The organism is Planctopirus hydrillae (genome assembly GCF_001707835.1).
Taxonomy (GTDB): Bacteria; Planctomycetota; Planctomycetia; order Planctomycetales; family Planctomycetaceae; genus Planctopirus; species Planctopirus hydrillae.
Window position 1 is genome coordinate 1 of sequence record NZ_LYDR01000119.1, and the last position, 17,498, is coordinate 17,498.

The window sequence follows — 17,498 nt, forward strand, 5'->3', positions numbered from 1 at the left end:
TCGATCCAGACGTTCCAGGAGCATGGCGGCACCGTGAATACCGGCACCACACCCAGCGTGCAGCGAGGTTATGCCAATGGCAGCACCAACACCGTGCGCCCACTGAGCCTCACCTACCCCAACGGCCGGGAACTCACCTACGACTACGGCACCACCAACGAAATCAACGATGCCCTCAGCCGCATTGGCTCCATCATCGACGACGATTTCTCCCTGACTCACCTGGTCGATTACGAATTCCTCGGCCTGGCAGGCGTCATCCAGCAAACCAGCCCCCAACCCAACCTGCGCTATACACTCGCAGGAGTTTCCAATGATCCGGATACGGGAGACATCTACACCGGCCTGGATCGCTTTGGCCGCGTGAAGGACTCCCGCTGGTACAACATCTCCACCAACAACGACCTCTCCCGCATCCAGTACGGCTACGACCGCGCCTCAAACCGCATCTGGCGGAAGAACCCGATTGCCACCGCCAATGGTGCCGAATACGACTGGCTCTACACTTACGACGGTCTCCAACGGTTAAAGACCGCCAAACGTGGCACTCTCAACGTCACCCAAACCGCTCTCACATCCACGACCTTCCAGCAGGATTGGAACCTCGACCCCACCGGCAACTGGGAAGGATTCAAGCAAAGCGACAACGGTTCCACCTGGAGTATGGAACAAGAGCGGACGGCCAACCCGGTGAACGAAATCACCGACATCACCAACACGGTGGGCAGTCCCTGGGCCGACCCGGCCTACAACGCCGTCGGCAACATGACGACGATCCCCAAACCCAAGCAGATGGACGAGACCTACACGGCCACCTACGACGCCTGGAACCGCCTCGTCAAGCTGGAAGAAGAAGTCTCCAGCACCTTAGAAACCGTCGGCGAATATAGCTACGACGCAAGAAACTTCCGCATCGTCGTGAAGAACTACGACACTGGTGTTCTCGACGAAACCACCCACGCCTACTTTACGGATGGCTGGCAAAACATCGAAGAACGGATCAACTCCAGTTCCACCCCCAGCCAGCACCACATCTGGGGCCTCCGCTACATCGACGACTGCCTCCTCAGAGACCGCACGACCGACACAACACTGGACGAACGCCTCTACGCCCTCCAGGACGCAAACTGGAACGTCACGGCGATCATCGACAACACCGGCGTTGTCCAGGAGCGATTTGAGTATGATCCCTATGGTACAATAAGGATCTTTGATCCGGATTTCGATGATTTCGACACCTCAGGATTTGGCTATGTAATCACCTATTGTGGTTATCGATGGGACGACGTTACTAGGATGTTCGTGGTGCGAAAAAGATTTCTCCATACTGATACTGGAATGTGGGTTTCAAGAGATCCAATCGATTACATCTCAAGCTTTCCATCACTTTTTCAATACGTTCGCTCTCAACCCACAGTTGTTGTTGACCCAACGGGTTTATCAGATTGGACTTGGCCATGGGACCCCAACGCCTCTTGGGATCCCAAAAACACAGTACTTCTATGGGGTGAGACAATTGCCGCAGTGCCTGATGTATCGGGTCATGCTAACTGGATATTGACTGGGGATCGAAATGCGAGCGAAGAGGCGCTTAATGCCGCAAGCGTTGGATGGATTCAAGGTCTTGGCGAGATCCCCGGAGTTGAAGGGGCATCATTAGGTCAGTGGGTGTATACAGGAGAGTGGAGATCAAGCGAAGATTCAATAAAGGCGGCAGTAGAAAATCCAGAGGTTCGCGAAGCAGTAGCTTGTGTTGCCAATTGCATTGCTGACACAAACAAGCAAATTGCTGCGGCTGGAGTGGCAAGCACAGCAGGAATCATCGGTGGGGTAAGAGGAGCGGCAGATGTTGTTCCAGTCCCTAAGTTCTGGGTCCGATGGTTGTACAAAATTGGACGTCCAATGCAAGACAACTCAAGTATTTGGACAAGCTTTGCTCGCGCCAAGTCTATATCTCCGGAAACATTTAATGTCTCTCCAGCTGATCGTAAGTATTGGCACGAATTGGCGGAGCAGATTAAACGCGGGCCCAAGATAAACTCGACCTCACCACTTCGAACAGGCAAAGGCACACAAATAAATGAAATCATAAAGCGTGGAGCCCCGAAAGCACTCAGATGTAGCGTCGCGGCATTTGCGATTACCGAAACGGTAATTGCTGCATATTGCGCACATAAGTGCTCCAAGTGATGCTTAAAGATGAGTTGAAACTTATGCCTAATTCACAAGAGCCATCTTACAAACCTATAATATTTGCGGATGGAGATCGCAGGATGCAACCAACTGCGGTTGAGAAAATATGTGTGTTCTTCCCATTTGTCGGATGGATAATTGGAGCGCACATTGAGAACCGTCGCCAACAACACCTCCATGATGAGGTCGTTTCCCAGTTGCAGTATCGCACCTTCTTCCCCTCGCACGACTGGACAATTGCATGCCCCCACTTTTCATTAGACACCATCACTAGGTTTTGTGAAATAATTAAAGAGGCATGCAGTCTGCCCAACCACCACCTATTGCCAAGCGATCCTGTGCGTTATGTATTCATAGGATCTGATCTTGAATGGTTCGTAAGCGACATTTCTCAACAACTTAACAATCGTTATGAAGTTATCGATTTTAGAATTTCTTCTTCAATTTACAATGGAGATCTATCTCAACTGCTTACAGAGACGGTTGATTGCAATTCACACTAAGAACCTATCCGAAAAGCTAATCTGCAATTGTGAATTGCTCTTGAAAAAAGTGAGCCAACCTTGGAAGTAAGAGCTACCAGACTTTCACCCGCCAAGGAAGACTCACTATGCCAGCAGAAGACAGTTTTGACCGGCACCGTGTGCTAGATGCCCTGTGGGAGAATCTGCAGAAGCGTCTACCAGTCTATAAAGCCAGCCCTTCCGGAGAAAGACCTCGGCGTGATTTTCGATCCATGGCCGATGCCATCATTTATTCAGTTACGAACAGACTGTCAATGGAAAGCCATCTCCAGTTCGCTGGCTCCAGGAAGTACCGCACATGATTGTTTTCAGGAATGGGTTCGACTGGGGGCCTTCAGTCAGTTGTGGCAACTCGCACTTGCACACTATGACGAGCTTGTCGGCCTCGACTGGCGCTGGCAAAGTGTCGATGCGGCCATGACAAAATCGCCATTAGGAGGCGAAATGACTGGACAAAAACCCCACAGACCGCGGCAAACAGGGAACCTAGCGATCAATCATCACTGATGCCGTCGGTATTCCCACAGGACTCGTCATTAGCATAGACATCACACATGACATCCACCTGCTTGAGGGAACCCTGGAAGATGGTTTGAAGCGATCGCCCCAAAATCACTCCCTAACAACGCAACTCCCTGCGGACCACCTATGCCTTGACAAAGGCTATGACTCACATCGGGTTCGAGAAATGGTTTCCCGGATGTATGGATATGTATCACATATCCGCTCGCGAGGAGAGGAACGGAAACAGAAGCACCGCCAAAAAGCCCGGAGGTGGGTCGTCGATAGAACCCACGGATGGCTCAACCGATTTCGCGGCCTACTCATCCGCTCGGATAAAAGTCAATCAACTATCTCGCCAACCTGCACCTGGTATGTGCCTATATAACATTAAAACAATCCACAGTTTCCGGACAGGTTCTTAGCCTGCTCAGAGGTGCGAGCATTCTCCAATAGCGGTAATTGCGATGAAGGCACGCGATGGAGGCTTGGAAAGAGTCGGGAAAAATGCGTCAAACATTTTGCGACTGCCAGCATCAAAGATAAACTCATTTGCGCTGGAAACGTAAAAGACTCAATGGAAAGAGTTTTTTCGGATTGTCACATATAGAACGGAACCGGTAATAAAATCCCACCGGCTTAGCCACTTTCATAATTTGAGAGATAATGAGCGATTCAATACGTATAATATTAAGCCGTACTGTACTCACAGCAGCAGCTTGCGCACTTGTTTTAACTCTTTGCTTAGGATTGATTGCGAGGCGTTGTTTGCCGAGCAATGACGTGATTAGTTATTGGAGAAATTCGAGCAATTTGCGTCAAACTCCCATGATGAGGCTTAAAACCGTCTTGCCTTCAGGCTGTGTCGAGATCCCTCCTAGTATCGTAGCTGATGTTATGAGTGAGCTTTCTTCAGCAGTTCCGCTTGGTCAGCTGGATGGTTCACAAATTGGATTTTCGTTTGACCCGCCGTGGTATGTTATTGAGATCCACTGGGCTGAAAGACCTGTTGAGGTGGTAGAATTGAATGCATGCACAACTGTTGGAATTGTTTCCGGGGAGCGTGGGGTGTGCCCTGTTGCTTGGAAGGACCCGAGTCCTCTTAACAGTATTGTATTGTCATTGTCTCAGTCACTACAAAGCCAATAGCGGTGTTTTCAATTCTATGTAGCACATGCTTCGTTTCGCAGGGGGCCACAGGTTGCCCGTCTTCCAGCTACGTGTGTATCAACAACACAAGAGTTTTTTGGCTCCTCAATCCTGTTCTCTCTGCTCTTCGATGTTTCAGCAAAGTGTTTCTTCACACTCCCTTACGGGGATCGCTCTCCGGCAAGGGTTTTCGATGCCGCCACCTCAGGAAATCCTGTTAATCAGGTGCAGTTCACGTACAATGACTTTGGACAGTCGATCCAGACGTTCCAGGAGCATGACGGCACCGTGAATACCGGCACCACACCCAGCGTGCAGCGAGGTTATGCCAATGGCAGCACCAACACGGTGCGCCCATTGAGTCTCACTTACCCCAACGGCCGGGAACTCACCTACGACTACGGCACGACGGGTGAAATCAACGATGCGCTCAGCCGCATCGGCTCCATCATCGACGACGATTTCTCCCTGACCCACCTGGCCGATTACGAATTCCTCGGCCTGGCAGGCGTCATCCAGCAAACCAGCCCGCAACCGAACCTGCGCTACACGCTGGCAGGAACCTCCAACGATCCCAATACGGGAGACATCTACACTGGCCTGGATCGTTTCGGCCGGGTGAAGGACTCCCGCTGGTACAACACTTCCACCAACGACGACCTCTCCCGCATCCAGTACGGCTACGACCGTGCCAGCAATCGCATCTGGCGGAAGAACCCTATCGCCACCGCCAACAGTGCCCAATACGACTGGCTCTACAACTACGACGGCCTCCAGCGTCTAAAAGCCGCCAATCGCGGCACCCTCAACGGCACAAACACCGTCCTAACTTCCACTGCTTTCAAACAGGACTGGAACCTTGACCCGACCGGCAACTGGGAAGGGTTTAAGCAAAGCGACAATGGTTCCACCTGGAGCATGGAACAGGAGCGGACGGCCAACCCGGTCAATGAAATTACCGACATCACCAACACAGTGGGGAGTGCCTGGGCCGACCCGGCCTACAACGCCGTCGGCAACATGACGACGATCCCCAAACCCAAGCAGATGTACGAAGCCTATACGGCCACCTACGACGCCTGAGACCACCTGGGCACACGTTGCCCTCTGCTATCGCGTGCTGATCAGGCAGCAAGCCTAAACGATTAACCAGCAAAGCGGTTTATTGTCAGGCTCTTAGATTTTTTACCATCAAATTCACTACCACGAAAAAAGTGGTAGTCCACTTTTTCACTTTGAAAAATGGGGTGAAGAAATTCAAATCAAGTGGTATGGCGAAAAATGCGAAATGTTGTAAACTCCTGTGATAAATGAGTTTCGAGCTTTTGGCAGTACCCCATAAATTCGACTTCGGAACCGTAGGTTAGTGGTTCGACTCCACTGGGGTGCACTTTTCATAAGTCCTGCCGAATGCTGTAGTTAGCATACCTGCCTGCGTTCGGCAGTGCGGCAATGTGCGATGGAGTACCTCAGTATCGCACTGAGATAATCGTACAGAGCTGTTCGCACTGAGAATCTCGGCGATGGACTCTCCACATGCCTCGCGCAACCGCTTTCATCCCCGCCGATCCTCTTGATCATGCTTCGACAGGATTGCGCGGGTTATCTTCCTGCGGGTTACCTGTTTCGGAGGCAAGAGAGTCTTTGTTGCCGGAGTAACTTACGCCCCCTCTGAGGATGTCACACGGCACTCAGCAACAAAAACGCCTCTGCCAGCCCCCCTATGCCTGGGCAGTCCCGGTAGAAATCAGAATTTCAACTGGGGCCACCCTGCGACCGCTACGAGACCGGGCTCACCTGGTAGTTTTGCCGTCCGTACCAATAGGATTTATCGATCCGCCGGGAGAACTCGTAGTCCGAGACTGATTCGGAAGGGACGAGAGGGGGCACCCGTTTGAGGTCGACACCGATCCCTTGACTGAGTTTGCGTGTTTAATCATTCGGCCACGGCAGCGGTGCCGAAGCGGCGTAGATCAGGTACGCCAATGCGGCGTCCAGTCTTGGGATCAATGACAATCGTCTCGGCACTCCCTTGCAGGCCGGCAACTGAAGCCGGATCGTTGGGGTACAGCTTGCGCGTTCTGAGGACGTGCCCTTTTGCTTTCAGTGTTCCCATGGCCTCTTCAGACACAAAGCCTTCCTCGTACGTAATCGCATCCGGCAGCCATTGATGATTGAATCGCGGAAGATCCACCGCTTCTCGCGGTGACAATTTGTGATCAATCAGATTGGTCAGGACTTGAAACACTGTGTTGATGATGGTCGATCCGCCGGGGCTGCCGGTCACAATGACAACCTTGCGATCCTTCACCACAATCACCGGGGTCATAGAGGAGAGGGGGCGCTTGTGCGGCTGGATCGCATTCGCTTCGCCCTGCACCAGCCCGAAAGCGTTTGGTGTGCCTGGACGGGCAGTGAAATCATCCATCTCGTTGTTAAGGAGAAATCCAGCGTCGCCAGCCACCACTCCGCAGCCGTAGAGGCCATTAATCGTATAAGTGCAACTGACCACATTGCCGGCTGAATCCATGATGGAGAAGTGAGTGGTTTCGGTGGATTCGGGTTTCGCGGGCAAAAGGCCTCCGGGCAGGTCACGGCTGGGGGTGGCCTTCTCTGGGCTGAAACTCCTCATCCGCTGTGCCAGATAGTCGCGGTCAAGCAAACGCCGGACAGGAATGTCTGAGAAATCGGGATCTCCCATGTAAGCGGCCCGGTCTGAATAGGCACGACGCATGACTTCCGCCCAAAGGTGCACTTTCTCCGAACTCTGAGGCGCAAGACCTGAAACATCAAGCGGCTCAAGCATGCCGAGCATCTGGAACAACGCCACACCACCGGAACTTGGTGGAGGCATGGTGTAGATTTCATAACCTCGGTAATTTCCCTGCAAGGGCTTCCGCTCCGTTGTGCTATAGGCGGCAAGGTCGGCCAAAGTGATCAATCCGTCATGAGCGCGCATATCTGCCACAATCATCTCGGCTGTCAGCCCGTTATAAAATTCTTGAGGACCCTTATCGCGCAGACGCGCGAGTGTGGCCGCCAGCTCGGGCTGCTTGAATGTTTCGCCAGCCTGATACGGTTTTCCGTCTCGCAGGAAAATTCGACGCGCGGCGGAATTCTTCGAGAACAACTCGGTACTCGCGACCAAATCCTCCGCCAGCGAGGCCGAGACCGTGAAGCCATTTGTAGCGAGTTCCTGTGCGGGAGTGATTAACCGGGCCCACGTCAATCGGCCGCTACCATATTTTTTCAAAGCGAACGCGAGGCCGGACACTGTTCCAGGCACACCCGCTGCGCGGTGCCCCATGGTCGACGAACCTTTGAGTACTTTCCCATCAGTTCCAATGTAAAGATCTCTGGTCGCAGCCGCTGGTGCACGTTCGCGAAAATCCAAAGCCGCGACAGTCCCGTCCGTAAGGCGGATCATCATGAAACCACCACCGCCGAGGTTGCCAGCGCGCGGGTAGGTCGTCGCCATCGTCAGCGCCGTCGCGACTGCCGCATCAATCGCGTTGCCTCCCTCGCGTAACACTTCGGCACCTGATTCGGCCGCCAGTCGCTCTGCCGCGACGACCACCCCCCGATCGGTTTCAACAATTCGCTGCGTATGCTCGCCATAAGCAGGCATGACCATCGGCCCCGAAATCAACGCCACGAAGAGCATTCTTAAGATCATCATTTAAAGACATTCAGGAAGGAGGTGATTGAAATAGCGTTCACGAAGTCCACCAGCAAACCGCCGACTGTGGGTACAATGATTAAAGCTCGTGGAGCAGGTCCAAAGCGGCGAACGAGTGTATCCATATTGGCCATAGCACTTGAGGTAGACCCAAGGCCAAAGCCACACAAGCCCGAAGCGAAGACGGCCGCCTCATAGTCTCGGCCCATCAAACGAAAGACGACGATGCTGGTGAACACGATTGCGAACAACACCTGCGCCAACAGAATGATGAGCATTGGCACCGCCGTCGAAACGAGATCCAGCAGATTCAGACCAGTGAGCTCGATAGCCAGAAAGGTCGACAGGATCAAACTCCCGATCAGGCCGACCAGATCTGTTCGAATCACTTTCCATCCACTTAGATCGAAAGTGTTGCGAACGGTCAAACCGACGATCATCGCTCCCATAGCGGCTGGAAAGACGAGGTTTTGCTGCTGGAGAAAATAGCTGAGCCAGGCGCCGAGTTTGATCACTGTGGCGAGCAGAATCAAATGCACAATCGCGACGTTTCCCAGGGAAAACAATCGACGCAGTTGCCAGATGAAACCTCTGTGAGAACCGGCTTCGGATGAGGTTGATACTCCGGCGTGGGACTCATCACGATTCCCACCGGGTGTGGCGAGGAGATACTTTTGGATAAGCCGTGTCGCGACTGGTCCTCCCGTCAGACTGGCGAACACCAGCCCGAACGTGGCGGCTGCGGCACCCACAGTGGCGGCCTCAGGGAAACCTGTCTGCTCGATTGTTTTTGCAAAGCCAAGTGCCGTCCCGTGACCGCCGGTCAAGGTGACCCCGCCACAGATGATTCCAAGAATGGGGGACTCACCGAGGAGTTTGGCAAGAAGAACTCCGAGAAAGTTCTGACAGACAGCGAAGACCGTTGCAATCATCCAGAATACGAACACGCCATAGCTGCCTTGCCGTACTTGCTGCCACGTTGCACCCAGGCCAATGCAGCCAAAAAAACCCATCAGAAACGGCAGACTGATGCCTTTCAAGGGCCTTTCATACCATTCGATTTCCGGCGTCACCAGCCATGTCCACCAGCCGCTTGCCACCTTTGTCTGCACGACGATGTGTGCCCATCCACTGAGGTTGATCGCAAACACAATCGTCGCGAAGAAAAGTCCTCCGACCACTGGGGACGGGATATTAACTCTCGACAGGTACGGGATTCGGCGTTCGAGCAGCTCTCCTGTCAACAGCACCGGACCAGCGAGCAGCAAGAGCAGCCATGGGTTCACTTCGAGAGTCATATAAATTCAATTCTGAAACGATGTGTTCCCGGCGCTTCACCGTGTCGAAACATGGTTAATTAGCCTCTTAGACCCTGAAAGCGATAGAGCGCTCCTGCACACCGCACGAGAGACATAGTTTTCAGTTCGATGTTCTCGTGACTATCTGTTGCTACTGAGGAAACTCATAGTCGTAGTTATTCTCCAGGAAGCTCTTGAGCGCGTCGACAACCGCTCGCGCCAGTTTAGCTCGGTTGTCTGCAGTATCACGCTGGCCTTCATAGCAACACTCCAGCTGAAGTCCATCAACTCCAGGAAAGTCTTTTGAGGTATGATGTCGCACGATGTACGACCCAGAATAGTAGTCATTCTCGAAAGGTCGCGGATCGGCAGGAGAGGGGACAACCGGATAGCCCGAGCGAGATAACAAAGCACCGAAGCTCTCGGGCCCTCGAATCAGTTCGGAGATGTTTTTGCCATTACGGGCCGATAGATTCGCATACGTGCTGCGCCGGGCCGCATTGCTGGCATCCAGTTGCGTATCCTCTTTATTAATATCTGCCCGGGAAAGACCGTAGCCCAGTTCAATCCGTTTGATGGCATGGGTATGACCGTGGACATCAACGAGGAACGCAAATCGGTGGGCTTGAAACGACTGCCTCTTCGCCGCATCCACACAAGCGTGAAACCGCTGCCACGCCTTCTTTGCTGTCTCATCACCCTGAGTTGCCTCAGCCATCTCACGATTGGGATCGAGTTTGGAACGGTGCAGCAAACTGATGACCATCGCTGGCTCCCGCCCGGTTCGACGTTTCAATTCGGCATTGATTTCACGTGCCAGTTCCTGCGAGTTCCTGTCAATTGAAAGGACACCTTCTTTCCGATCGGCAACTTTGTCAGGAGATTCACGTCCGCCGTGAGGAGCCGTCAGTATGATCGGAAGAGTTCCCCTCTGAAACTCAACGTAGTCTTTCATACCCGACTCCGCAGCATCAGGTTCGGCTGCGTTAGCCTCCAACACGCCAGTCAAAAGACCGAGGTAACCAATCGCGATGACCACAGCCTGAAAAATAGTCAATAACAGAGGGAAAGGAGATGGTGCTAGACGCATATAACTACCTCATAGATGATTTAAAGAGTCGATGAATTCCTCAGCCAGGGGAGTGCGTGCAAGTCCACATTTCCACCCGTGATGATGACTCCGACACGACATCCGGCGACTTCCATTCGCCTCGAAAGCAAGGCGGCTACCGGTACAGCGCAGGAGGGTTCAATGATGAGCTTGAAAAGCTCCCAGAACATGCGCATAGCATGAATGATCTCTTCTTCGCTGACTGTGACGATTCCATTTACATGTTGGCGGAGAATTCCAAAAGTCCGCTCGCTCAAAGACGCACGCAGGCCGTCCGCGATCGTTGCCTGCGAGACGTTTTTTTCCAGATTGCCCGATGCAAATGAGCGCGCCGCATCGTTCGCCAGATCAGGTTCGCAGCCATAAACAGTGATCGCAGAGGACACGCCATGAGCTGCGATCGCCGTGCCACTTAACAACCCTCCTCCACTGACCGGCGCGAGAATCACATCCATGCCGGAAATCTGATCGAGCAACTCAAGCGTGGCTGTCCCCTGCCCAGCAATCACCCGTGGATCATCAAAGGGATGAATGAATGTTCCGCCAGTCGAATCCAGAAGTCTTCGCGCGGTCTCTTCTCGCGCTGCCAGCGTCGGTTCAGAAAGAGTGAGTTGCCCGCCATACCTGCGTACCGCCTCGATCTTCGCGCGCGGAGCATTATTACCGACGACAATATATGCCGGGATACCTCGCTCATGAGCCGCCAACGCTACTGCCGCTGCATGATTGCCGGACGAATGTGTAACGACCCCTCGTCGCGCTGTTGAATCATCCAGACTAAAGACCGCATTCATCGCGCCTCGTATTTTGAAGCTCCCCGCACGCTGCAGATTCTCGCACTTGAAAAAGACTTCTGCTCCCACCAGATCGTTGAAGCTCCGCGAAACATGCACAGCAGTACGATGCACGTGCTCGGAAATCCGGTTCGCAGCCGCCAGGATGTCGGCAAAGTCAGGAGCTATAGCAACCGCGGTGGTACTCATCATCGGTTTGTATCCTTGGCTGGATTCTGCACGGCCACAGCATTGGCTTCGATCCTTGCGCCGTGGCGTAACTCGCCGCAGGGAACAACGGTTCGCGCCGGCTTGTGGGCTCCAAACGCCTGCCGAAACGCTTCATTCACGCTAGGCCAGTCGCTTAAGTCACTGACAAAGATCTGGACACTCACCACAAGATCCATTCTCGATCCTGAAGCTTCCAGAATGGCCCGCAGGTTTTTCAGCACCAGCGCCGCCTGCGCCTCGATTCCTGCCGGGACTTCTTTTGTCAGCGTAAATGGGAGCTGGCCAGCGACGAAAACGAACCCGTTGGCCACAACTGCCGGAGAGTAGTGACCATTAGGGGCTGGTGCGACTGGAGTTAAAATAGTTTCGAGCATAGTGTGGATATCGCAGCAGTCATGAATGCCAATGTAGACCAACAGACCATGTTTATACAGTTTGTACAAAACTTGTCAATCAGTTTTTTTTTGAAATCACGCTTCCGACGGGAGAATCCACATGCCCAAACCTGCCTCCGCTGCATCACTTCAGGCTGCCGAGAACGCTCACTTACTCGCCGAGGCGAAGAAAATCGTGACTGCGATCGGTCGCATGTTTGCCCCTTGCTGCGAAGTCGTATTGCATGATCTGCTGCACCCCGAGCATTCGATCATTCACATCGAATGTCCTCTCTCGGGACGAAAAGTGGGCGATTCAGGAACGGAACTCGTCTTTGCACGCATTCAGGATCAGAACTTTCCCGATGTCGTTCAAAACTACACCAATGCATTTCCTGATGGTCGACCGGTCAAAAGTACATCGATCGGCATCCGCAACGGCGAAGGCAAATACATCGCTGCCATCTGCCTGAATCTCGACATTTCGCTTTTTAGCTCAATGAATCGGGTCGTGGAGCAATTCATTTCGACAGAAGCCTTCCAGGCCCCTATTCGTGAAACGCTGCGCGCAAGATCGCTGCATGATGTCCGTCAAGCGATCGAGAATTTTGCCGCAGAGAACAACACACAACCCCGCGCCTTGTCCTCAAATCAGCGCAAGGAACTGATCAGCCTCTTGTCCGAGGTAGGACTTCTGCAGCTTCGCGGTGCTCCCTCTTTTGTCGCCGAGACAATTGGCGTCTGCCGGACTTCAATTTACAACGCACTGAAGTAATTGCACAAAGCCAAGCCCCACAGGTTCGGCTGACCGCACATCGACCTATTTCGACCACTACGGCCCTGTCATCGACAACTCCACCAGCATAAGTCGCGCATCAATTATTTGCTTACACCGCAAAGTAACCGCATCGAAAGTGACGAACTTCAGGAGACAGGGAATAAACGAAGATGAGTCGTCAGATCTCCCAAAGGTCTTTCAACAACCCTGATCACAGGGTGGCAACGATTGCTCGTCCATGAGCTACCTGTGTGCCGGAGGCAAAAGAGGTTTGGTTGCCGGATGACATGCCATATAAGTTTCTGAGGATTTATGGTAGAGACTCGACGGAGTTGCATATCTGCCAGTTCCTTCCTGTGGCTTCACCACACCGAAAGAAATCAGAATTTCAACCGGCGGCATCCAGCCGGAAAAACTCGTGTTCGTCCAGTTGCCGTCGCCTGCGAGGTTGACTCAGAGATTGGTAGTGGCTTCCTGTGACCGGTTGCGGCCACCGATGACCACTTCATGGATTTCCTGAATTTTTCCAGCCAGCGGTGTCTCTACAGGAGTCCAGAAGTCTGACTCATCAAACCTGTATTCTGAAACACTTTAGGCATTGCAGGGGCTTCATTGACCGCCCGGAACATCGAAGCCGCGGAATCTCGGCCAAAACGCTTCTGACTACGTCGTACCAGCGGATAGCCCAACCGAGTCAGGATGTGATTCGGCTTTGAGAACGCCAGAATTTCGTATGTCACCCGGTCACTTTCCTGATCCCACTCAACCAGAAAGCGCTCTTCGCCACTTTCGACATGGCCTGGCAATGTTCCGTAAGCAAAGCCAAAGCTGCTGATCGGGCCAGACTCATCGATGGTGTAAACAATTCGACAGGCGTTCAGCCACCACAGCCCAACCGCTTGGCCCATAATGGCCACAACTTGACCAACTTCGAGTCGAGCTTCTGTCGACCACACATCCACCCAGCCCAGGCGAAATTGCTGCCAATTCAAAAGTGCAAACTTTGCGGCATCAAAAACTTCTTCCCCGGCGCCCAGTTCAATACGTGTGCGGTCAACTGTATACCCCGCGGGCGGCGTTGAAGCAGTGGCCCCCACCGCGGAATAATTGAAATCCAGCTTGCCCTGTTGCTCCACAAACCGAGCCAGAATCTCTGCACTTGGTTTGTGAAGGTACAAAATTCGCATTTTCTCAATATCCCGCCGCCAAGTATTTTCCTCGGCTCATGAAATGATAAACTGCAATTGGGAATGATAGGCATCATGTGAACCGTTGCCCAACTGAGAATTTAACAGCCCCCTATGCTGTCCACCGAAGTCAACAAGCCTCAAGTCCTTTCTGAGAATACCGTTCTGCTGACGGGAGCGTCTGGATATGTCGGCGGGCGGTTGCTCCCGCTGCTTGAGGCGCAGCCCCTCGCACTGAGATGTCTGGCCCGTAATCCAGCCAGATTGCGACCTCTTGCCAAGAATTCGACTGAGATTTTCCCAGGCGACGTTCTGAATCCCGCCTCCCTGGATGCAGCGCTGGAAGGTGTTCACACAGCCTACTATCTCGTGCATCTCATGTCGGGATCGGCGAACTTCGAGCAGCAAGACCGACAGGCGGCACAAAATTTTGCGGACGCTGCCAGGCGAACCGGCGTCCAGCGGATGATCTACCTTGGCGGGCTCGGTGACGACAACGACCCCACACTTTCCCCGCACCTGCGGAGTCGTCACGAGGTGGGAGAAATCCTGCAGGCGTCGGGAGTCGAAACCATTGAATTTCGAGCCGGGATGGTCATCGGAGCGGGGAGTCTTTCCTTCCAGTTGATGAAGTCGTTAACAGATCGACTCCCTGTCATGATCTGCCCTCGCTGGCTGGCGACTCCTACACAACCTATCGCAATTGACGACGTCCTGGCTTATCTCTCTGCTGCGAAAGACTTGCCAAGAGGCGAAAGCCGCATCTTCGAAATTGGCAGCCCCGATATTGTCACTTATGGGGATCTAATCCGCGAGTACGCCAGACAGCAGAGCCTGAATCGTTGGCTGATCTTTGTGCCAATCTTGACCCCTTATCTTTCGGGTCTCTGGCTCGCCCTCGTCACTCCCGCCACCTATGAAGTGGGACGCCATCTCATCGAAGGATTGAAGAACCCAACCGTAGTGCAGGACACCAAGGCCTTAAAAGTCTTTTCGATCAACCCCATGACTGTGCAGCAGGCCATAGCCCGGGCAATTTCCAGTTGAGATGAATGGTCTTTTTAGCTTCGATACTCTTCGCAAGATCACGTCGCTGAGTCTTCTGGTGATCTACAATAGAGGAATTTAAAGGTCGACGTTTCTAGCGATGTTCATAATGAAATTTATCTCCACCAACCCGGTACAAAATTGACTGTCTTAAGAAAGTTTATTGATTTTTCACTTTCTGATCTTTACAACGCTGGTTACTGACTGCCCATACTAACCCTACTGTTTCTTTGCCAGTAGTCCCGGGCTGCCTCTGCTCTTTGGCAATCTGGTTGAAGTTTGGGGCCGCCCGGCTTTCGGCGGCTGTTTGCGTTCTTCATGGACGATTCCTTCCTCTTTAGGTGTCGTATCATGATCAGCCCTGTCCCAGGCCCACCTTCTCTCGATCTCGAAGCACTTTTCACAGGCGAAGGAGAAAATCAGTCACAATCGGCTGATGATCTCATTCCCGCCCGAATGCTCAACGAATTCACCTATTGCCCCAGACTGGCCTACCTCGAATGGGTACAGGGTGAGTTTCAAGACAACATCGAGACCAAAGAAGGGACATTCGGACATCGAAATGTGGATATCCCCACCAAAAAATCATTCGATGCTCCTGATGAAAACCCAGATGGATGCTCTCACCCTGCCGGTGAAGGTTCTGCAGTCCAGGAACTTACATCCGACAGCTTGGCAGCCCGGGCTTTAATGCTTTCTGCACCCTCTGAAGGATTACTGGCCAAACTCGATCTGATTGAACTGAAGGGTTCGAAAGCTGTCCCCATCGACTATAAACGAGGACACGTTCCTGATGTTCCCCACCAGGCTTGGGAACCGGAACGAGTTCAGCTCTGTGCTCAAGGCCTGATCCTGAGAGCCAATGGCTATGATTGTGATTATGGCGAATTGTATTACATCGAATCCCGACGCCGGATTCGTGTTCCTTTTGACGATGCTCTGATTGCCCGCACGCGCGAACTGGTTCGTGAAATGCGGTACATGGCCTCCACACGCCAGATTCCAGCCCCTCTTATCGATAGCCCCAAATGTCCAAAGTGTTCTCTGGTAAGTATTTGCCTCCCCGACGAAACCAATTGCCTGAGAAACAGTGTTGGGGAAGGCTCTGCAACAGAGACCTCGGCAAGCATCCGCAAGCTTGTTCCCGCACGAGACGATGCACTGCCAATTTATGTTCAGGATCAAGGCACCTATATAGGTAAAGATGGCGAGCGTCTGAAACTGACTCCCGCAAAATCCTCACCACTGTTCATCCCGCTTATTCAAGTCTCACAAGTTTGTCTGATGGGAAACGTGCAGGTCACAGCCGCTGCAATTCGAGAACTGGCGGACCGCAATATCCCCATCAGTCACTTTTCCTACGGCGGATGGTTCACGGCACTCACTTCCGGAATGTGCCATAAAAACGTCGAATTGAGAATGGCCCAGTCGAAGGCCGCCTTTGATCCTCAGGCCGCTTTGTCGATTGCACGTGGTTTCATCTCTGCAAAGATCAAGAACTCGCGCACACTTTTAAGGCGACATGCTGACGATAAGTATAAAGGCGATCTCGATCGCATGGCGGATTACATCCAGAAAGTCGAACAGGTCGATAACTTGAATTCTCTCATGGGCCTGGAAGGTATGGCTGCCAGGATCTATTTTGCCGGCTTCTCCCGACTGCTTCGTGGCGGAGACGAGTTCAATCTTGAAGGGCGTAATCGTCGTCCCCCGACCGATCCCGTGAATGCGCTTCTATCATTTGTCTATTCTCTGCTGACCAAAGAGTTGACGATTACAGCACAAGCGGTAGGCTTTGACCCATTCCTTGGATTTCTGCACCAGCCTCGCTACGGCAGGCCTTCTTTAGCACTCGATCTCGCAGAAGAGTTTCGTCCGCTTGTGGGAGATTCAACGGTCCTTACGCTTATTAATAATGAGGAGGTGAGCCCGAAAAGCTTTATCCGCCGCGCGGGAAGTGTCGCATTGACAGAAACAGGCCGCAAAGCCGTTATTGCCGCATATGAGCGACGAATGGAGACCGAGATCACTCACCCCATCTTCGGCTACAAGATCAGCTACCGTCGACTTTTTGAAGTCCAGGCACGCTTACTCTCTCGAGTGCTACTTGGCGAACTCGATAAATATCCCGGGTTCTGCACTCGTTAATCATCAGCTTGATTGGCCTCTCAAAGAAAATACCAATGAAAAATGTCTATTTGATTTCATACGATGTCGCCGATGCCAAGAGATTACGTTTGACTCATCGTAAACTCTGTGGATTTGGGGCTTCACTGCAATACTCGGTATTTCGATGCGAACTTTCAAAGCTGCAACTGATGTCCCTGAAAGAAGGTTTATGGGAAATCCTCAATCTCATGGAAGACCGAGTAATGGTTGTCGACCTTGGCCCGGCCGGCGCTCGCGGAGACGATTGCGTCGAGTTCTGGGGCAATCCAAGAACCGAGATTCCTGAACGGAAGGCCTTTGTGATTTAAGGTACGATTTGGTAGCTTATAGACTGATATAAAGTAATGTTCTGACCTCGATGCCGGTTCATTCTGGTGAAATTGTGGATTCCTCTCGATGTATTTTTGTAGACATCCTGCGACAATTTCATTCGTATAACCTTGAATCATACGTACCCCCGAGATGACCTTTCTGAGTATTCCCG

Annotated in this window: 13 protein-coding genes and 1 pseudogene; 8 read left to right on the plus strand and 6 right to left on the minus strand. The window is 52.6% G+C overall.

The annotated features are described in order from the left end of the window. The 4 genes and pseudogenes from A6X21_RS14715 to A6X21_RS14730 all read left to right on the plus strand — a co-directional run. Positions 1–2,190: RHS repeat domain-containing protein (locus A6X21_RS14715; protein WP_315851684.1), on the plus strand; the 2,190-nt coding region annotated here is incomplete at its 5' end. Next, positions 2,187–2,696: a hypothetical protein gene (locus A6X21_RS24380; RefSeq protein ID WP_131818353.1), complete on the plus strand. Its 510-nt coding sequence runs from the start codon at positions 2,187–2,189 to the stop codon at positions 2,694–2,696. The genes A6X21_RS14715 and A6X21_RS24380, both read left to right, overlap by 4 nt. A 107-nt stretch (positions 2,697–2,803) precedes the next feature. Further along, positions 2,804–3,674: pseudogene (locus tag A6X21_RS14725) on the plus strand (IS5 family transposase). 918 nt (positions 3,675–4,592) lie between these two features. Beyond that, complete coding sequence (locus tag A6X21_RS14730) at positions 4,593–5,450, plus strand: hypothetical protein (protein ID WP_068849162.1); 858 nt, start codon at positions 4,593–4,595, stop codon at positions 5,448–5,450. An 853-nt stretch (positions 5,451–6,303) separates the two neighbouring features. Here the strand turns inward: A6X21_RS14730 and ggt are convergent. The 5 genes from ggt to A6X21_RS14755 all read right to left on the minus strand — a co-directional run bounded on the left by ggt (position 6,304) and on the right by A6X21_RS14755 (position 11,833). Continuing rightward, on the minus strand, positions 6,304–8,046 hold the full coding sequence (ggt, locus tag A6X21_RS14735) for a gamma-glutamyltransferase (protein WP_068849164.1): 1,743 nt from the start codon (positions 8,044–8,046) through the stop codon (positions 6,304–6,306). After that, positions 8,043–9,344, minus strand: coding sequence for a sodium/glutamate symporter (locus A6X21_RS14740; RefSeq protein ID WP_068849166.1), 1,302 nt, complete (start codon positions 9,342–9,344; stop codon positions 8,043–8,045). Before A6X21_RS14740 ends, ggt begins: the two co-directional genes overlap by 4 nt. Positions 9,345–9,495: 151 nt before the next feature. Then, positions 9,496–10,434 carry an N-formylglutamate amidohydrolase gene (locus A6X21_RS14745; protein WP_068849167.1) on the minus strand — a complete coding sequence of 313 codons (939 nt, stop codon included), beginning with the start codon at positions 10,432–10,434 and terminating at the stop codon, positions 9,496–9,498. Between the two features lie 20 nt (positions 10,435–10,454). Continuing rightward, positions 10,455–11,441 (minus strand): pyridoxal-phosphate dependent enzyme, encoded by a 987-nt coding sequence (locus A6X21_RS14750; RefSeq protein ID WP_240490274.1) that lies wholly within the window; start codon positions 11,439–11,441, stop codon positions 10,455–10,457. Then, positions 11,438–11,833 carry a RidA family protein gene (locus A6X21_RS14755; RefSeq protein ID WP_068849178.1) on the minus strand — a complete coding sequence of 132 codons (396 nt, stop codon included), beginning with the start codon at positions 11,831–11,833 and terminating at the stop codon, positions 11,438–11,440. The genes A6X21_RS14750 and A6X21_RS14755 overlap by 4 nt, the downstream gene beginning before the upstream one ends. Positions 11,834–11,954: 121 nt before the next feature. Here A6X21_RS14755 and A6X21_RS14760 point away from each other — a divergent pair, with 121 nt between their 5' ends. Continuing rightward, a complete protein-coding gene (locus tag A6X21_RS14760) occupies positions 11,955–12,608 on the plus strand; it encodes a helix-turn-helix transcriptional regulator (protein WP_068849169.1) in 654 nt (217 codons plus the stop codon). A gap of 545 nt (positions 12,609–13,153) precedes the next feature. Here the strand turns inward: A6X21_RS14760 and A6X21_RS14765 are convergent. Then, positions 13,154–13,798, minus strand: a complete 645-nt coding sequence (locus A6X21_RS14765; RefSeq protein WP_068849171.1) for a DUF1990 domain-containing protein — start codon at positions 13,796–13,798, stop codon at positions 13,154–13,156. Positions 13,799–13,912: 114 nt separating this feature from the next. Here A6X21_RS14765 and A6X21_RS14770 point away from each other — a divergent pair, with 114 nt between their 5' ends. From A6X21_RS14770 to cas2, 3 genes are all read left to right on the plus strand, one after another. Next, positions 13,913–14,845, plus strand: coding sequence for an NAD(P)H-binding protein (locus tag A6X21_RS14770; protein ID WP_068849172.1), 933 nt, complete (start codon positions 13,913–13,915; stop codon positions 14,843–14,845). A 351-nt stretch (positions 14,846–15,196) separates the two neighbouring features. Next, a complete protein-coding gene (gene cas4g/cas1g, locus A6X21_RS14775; protein ID WP_083233629.1) occupies positions 15,197–16,993 on the plus strand; it encodes a CRISPR-associated endonuclease Cas4g/Cas1g in 1,797 nt (598 codons plus the stop codon). Between the two features lie 35 nt (positions 16,994–17,028). Then, on the plus strand, positions 17,029–17,322 hold the full coding sequence (cas2, locus tag A6X21_RS14780; RefSeq protein WP_068849174.1) for a CRISPR-associated endonuclease Cas2: 294 nt from the start codon (positions 17,029–17,031) through the stop codon (positions 17,320–17,322). Positions 17,323–17,498 lie beyond the last annotated feature (176 nt).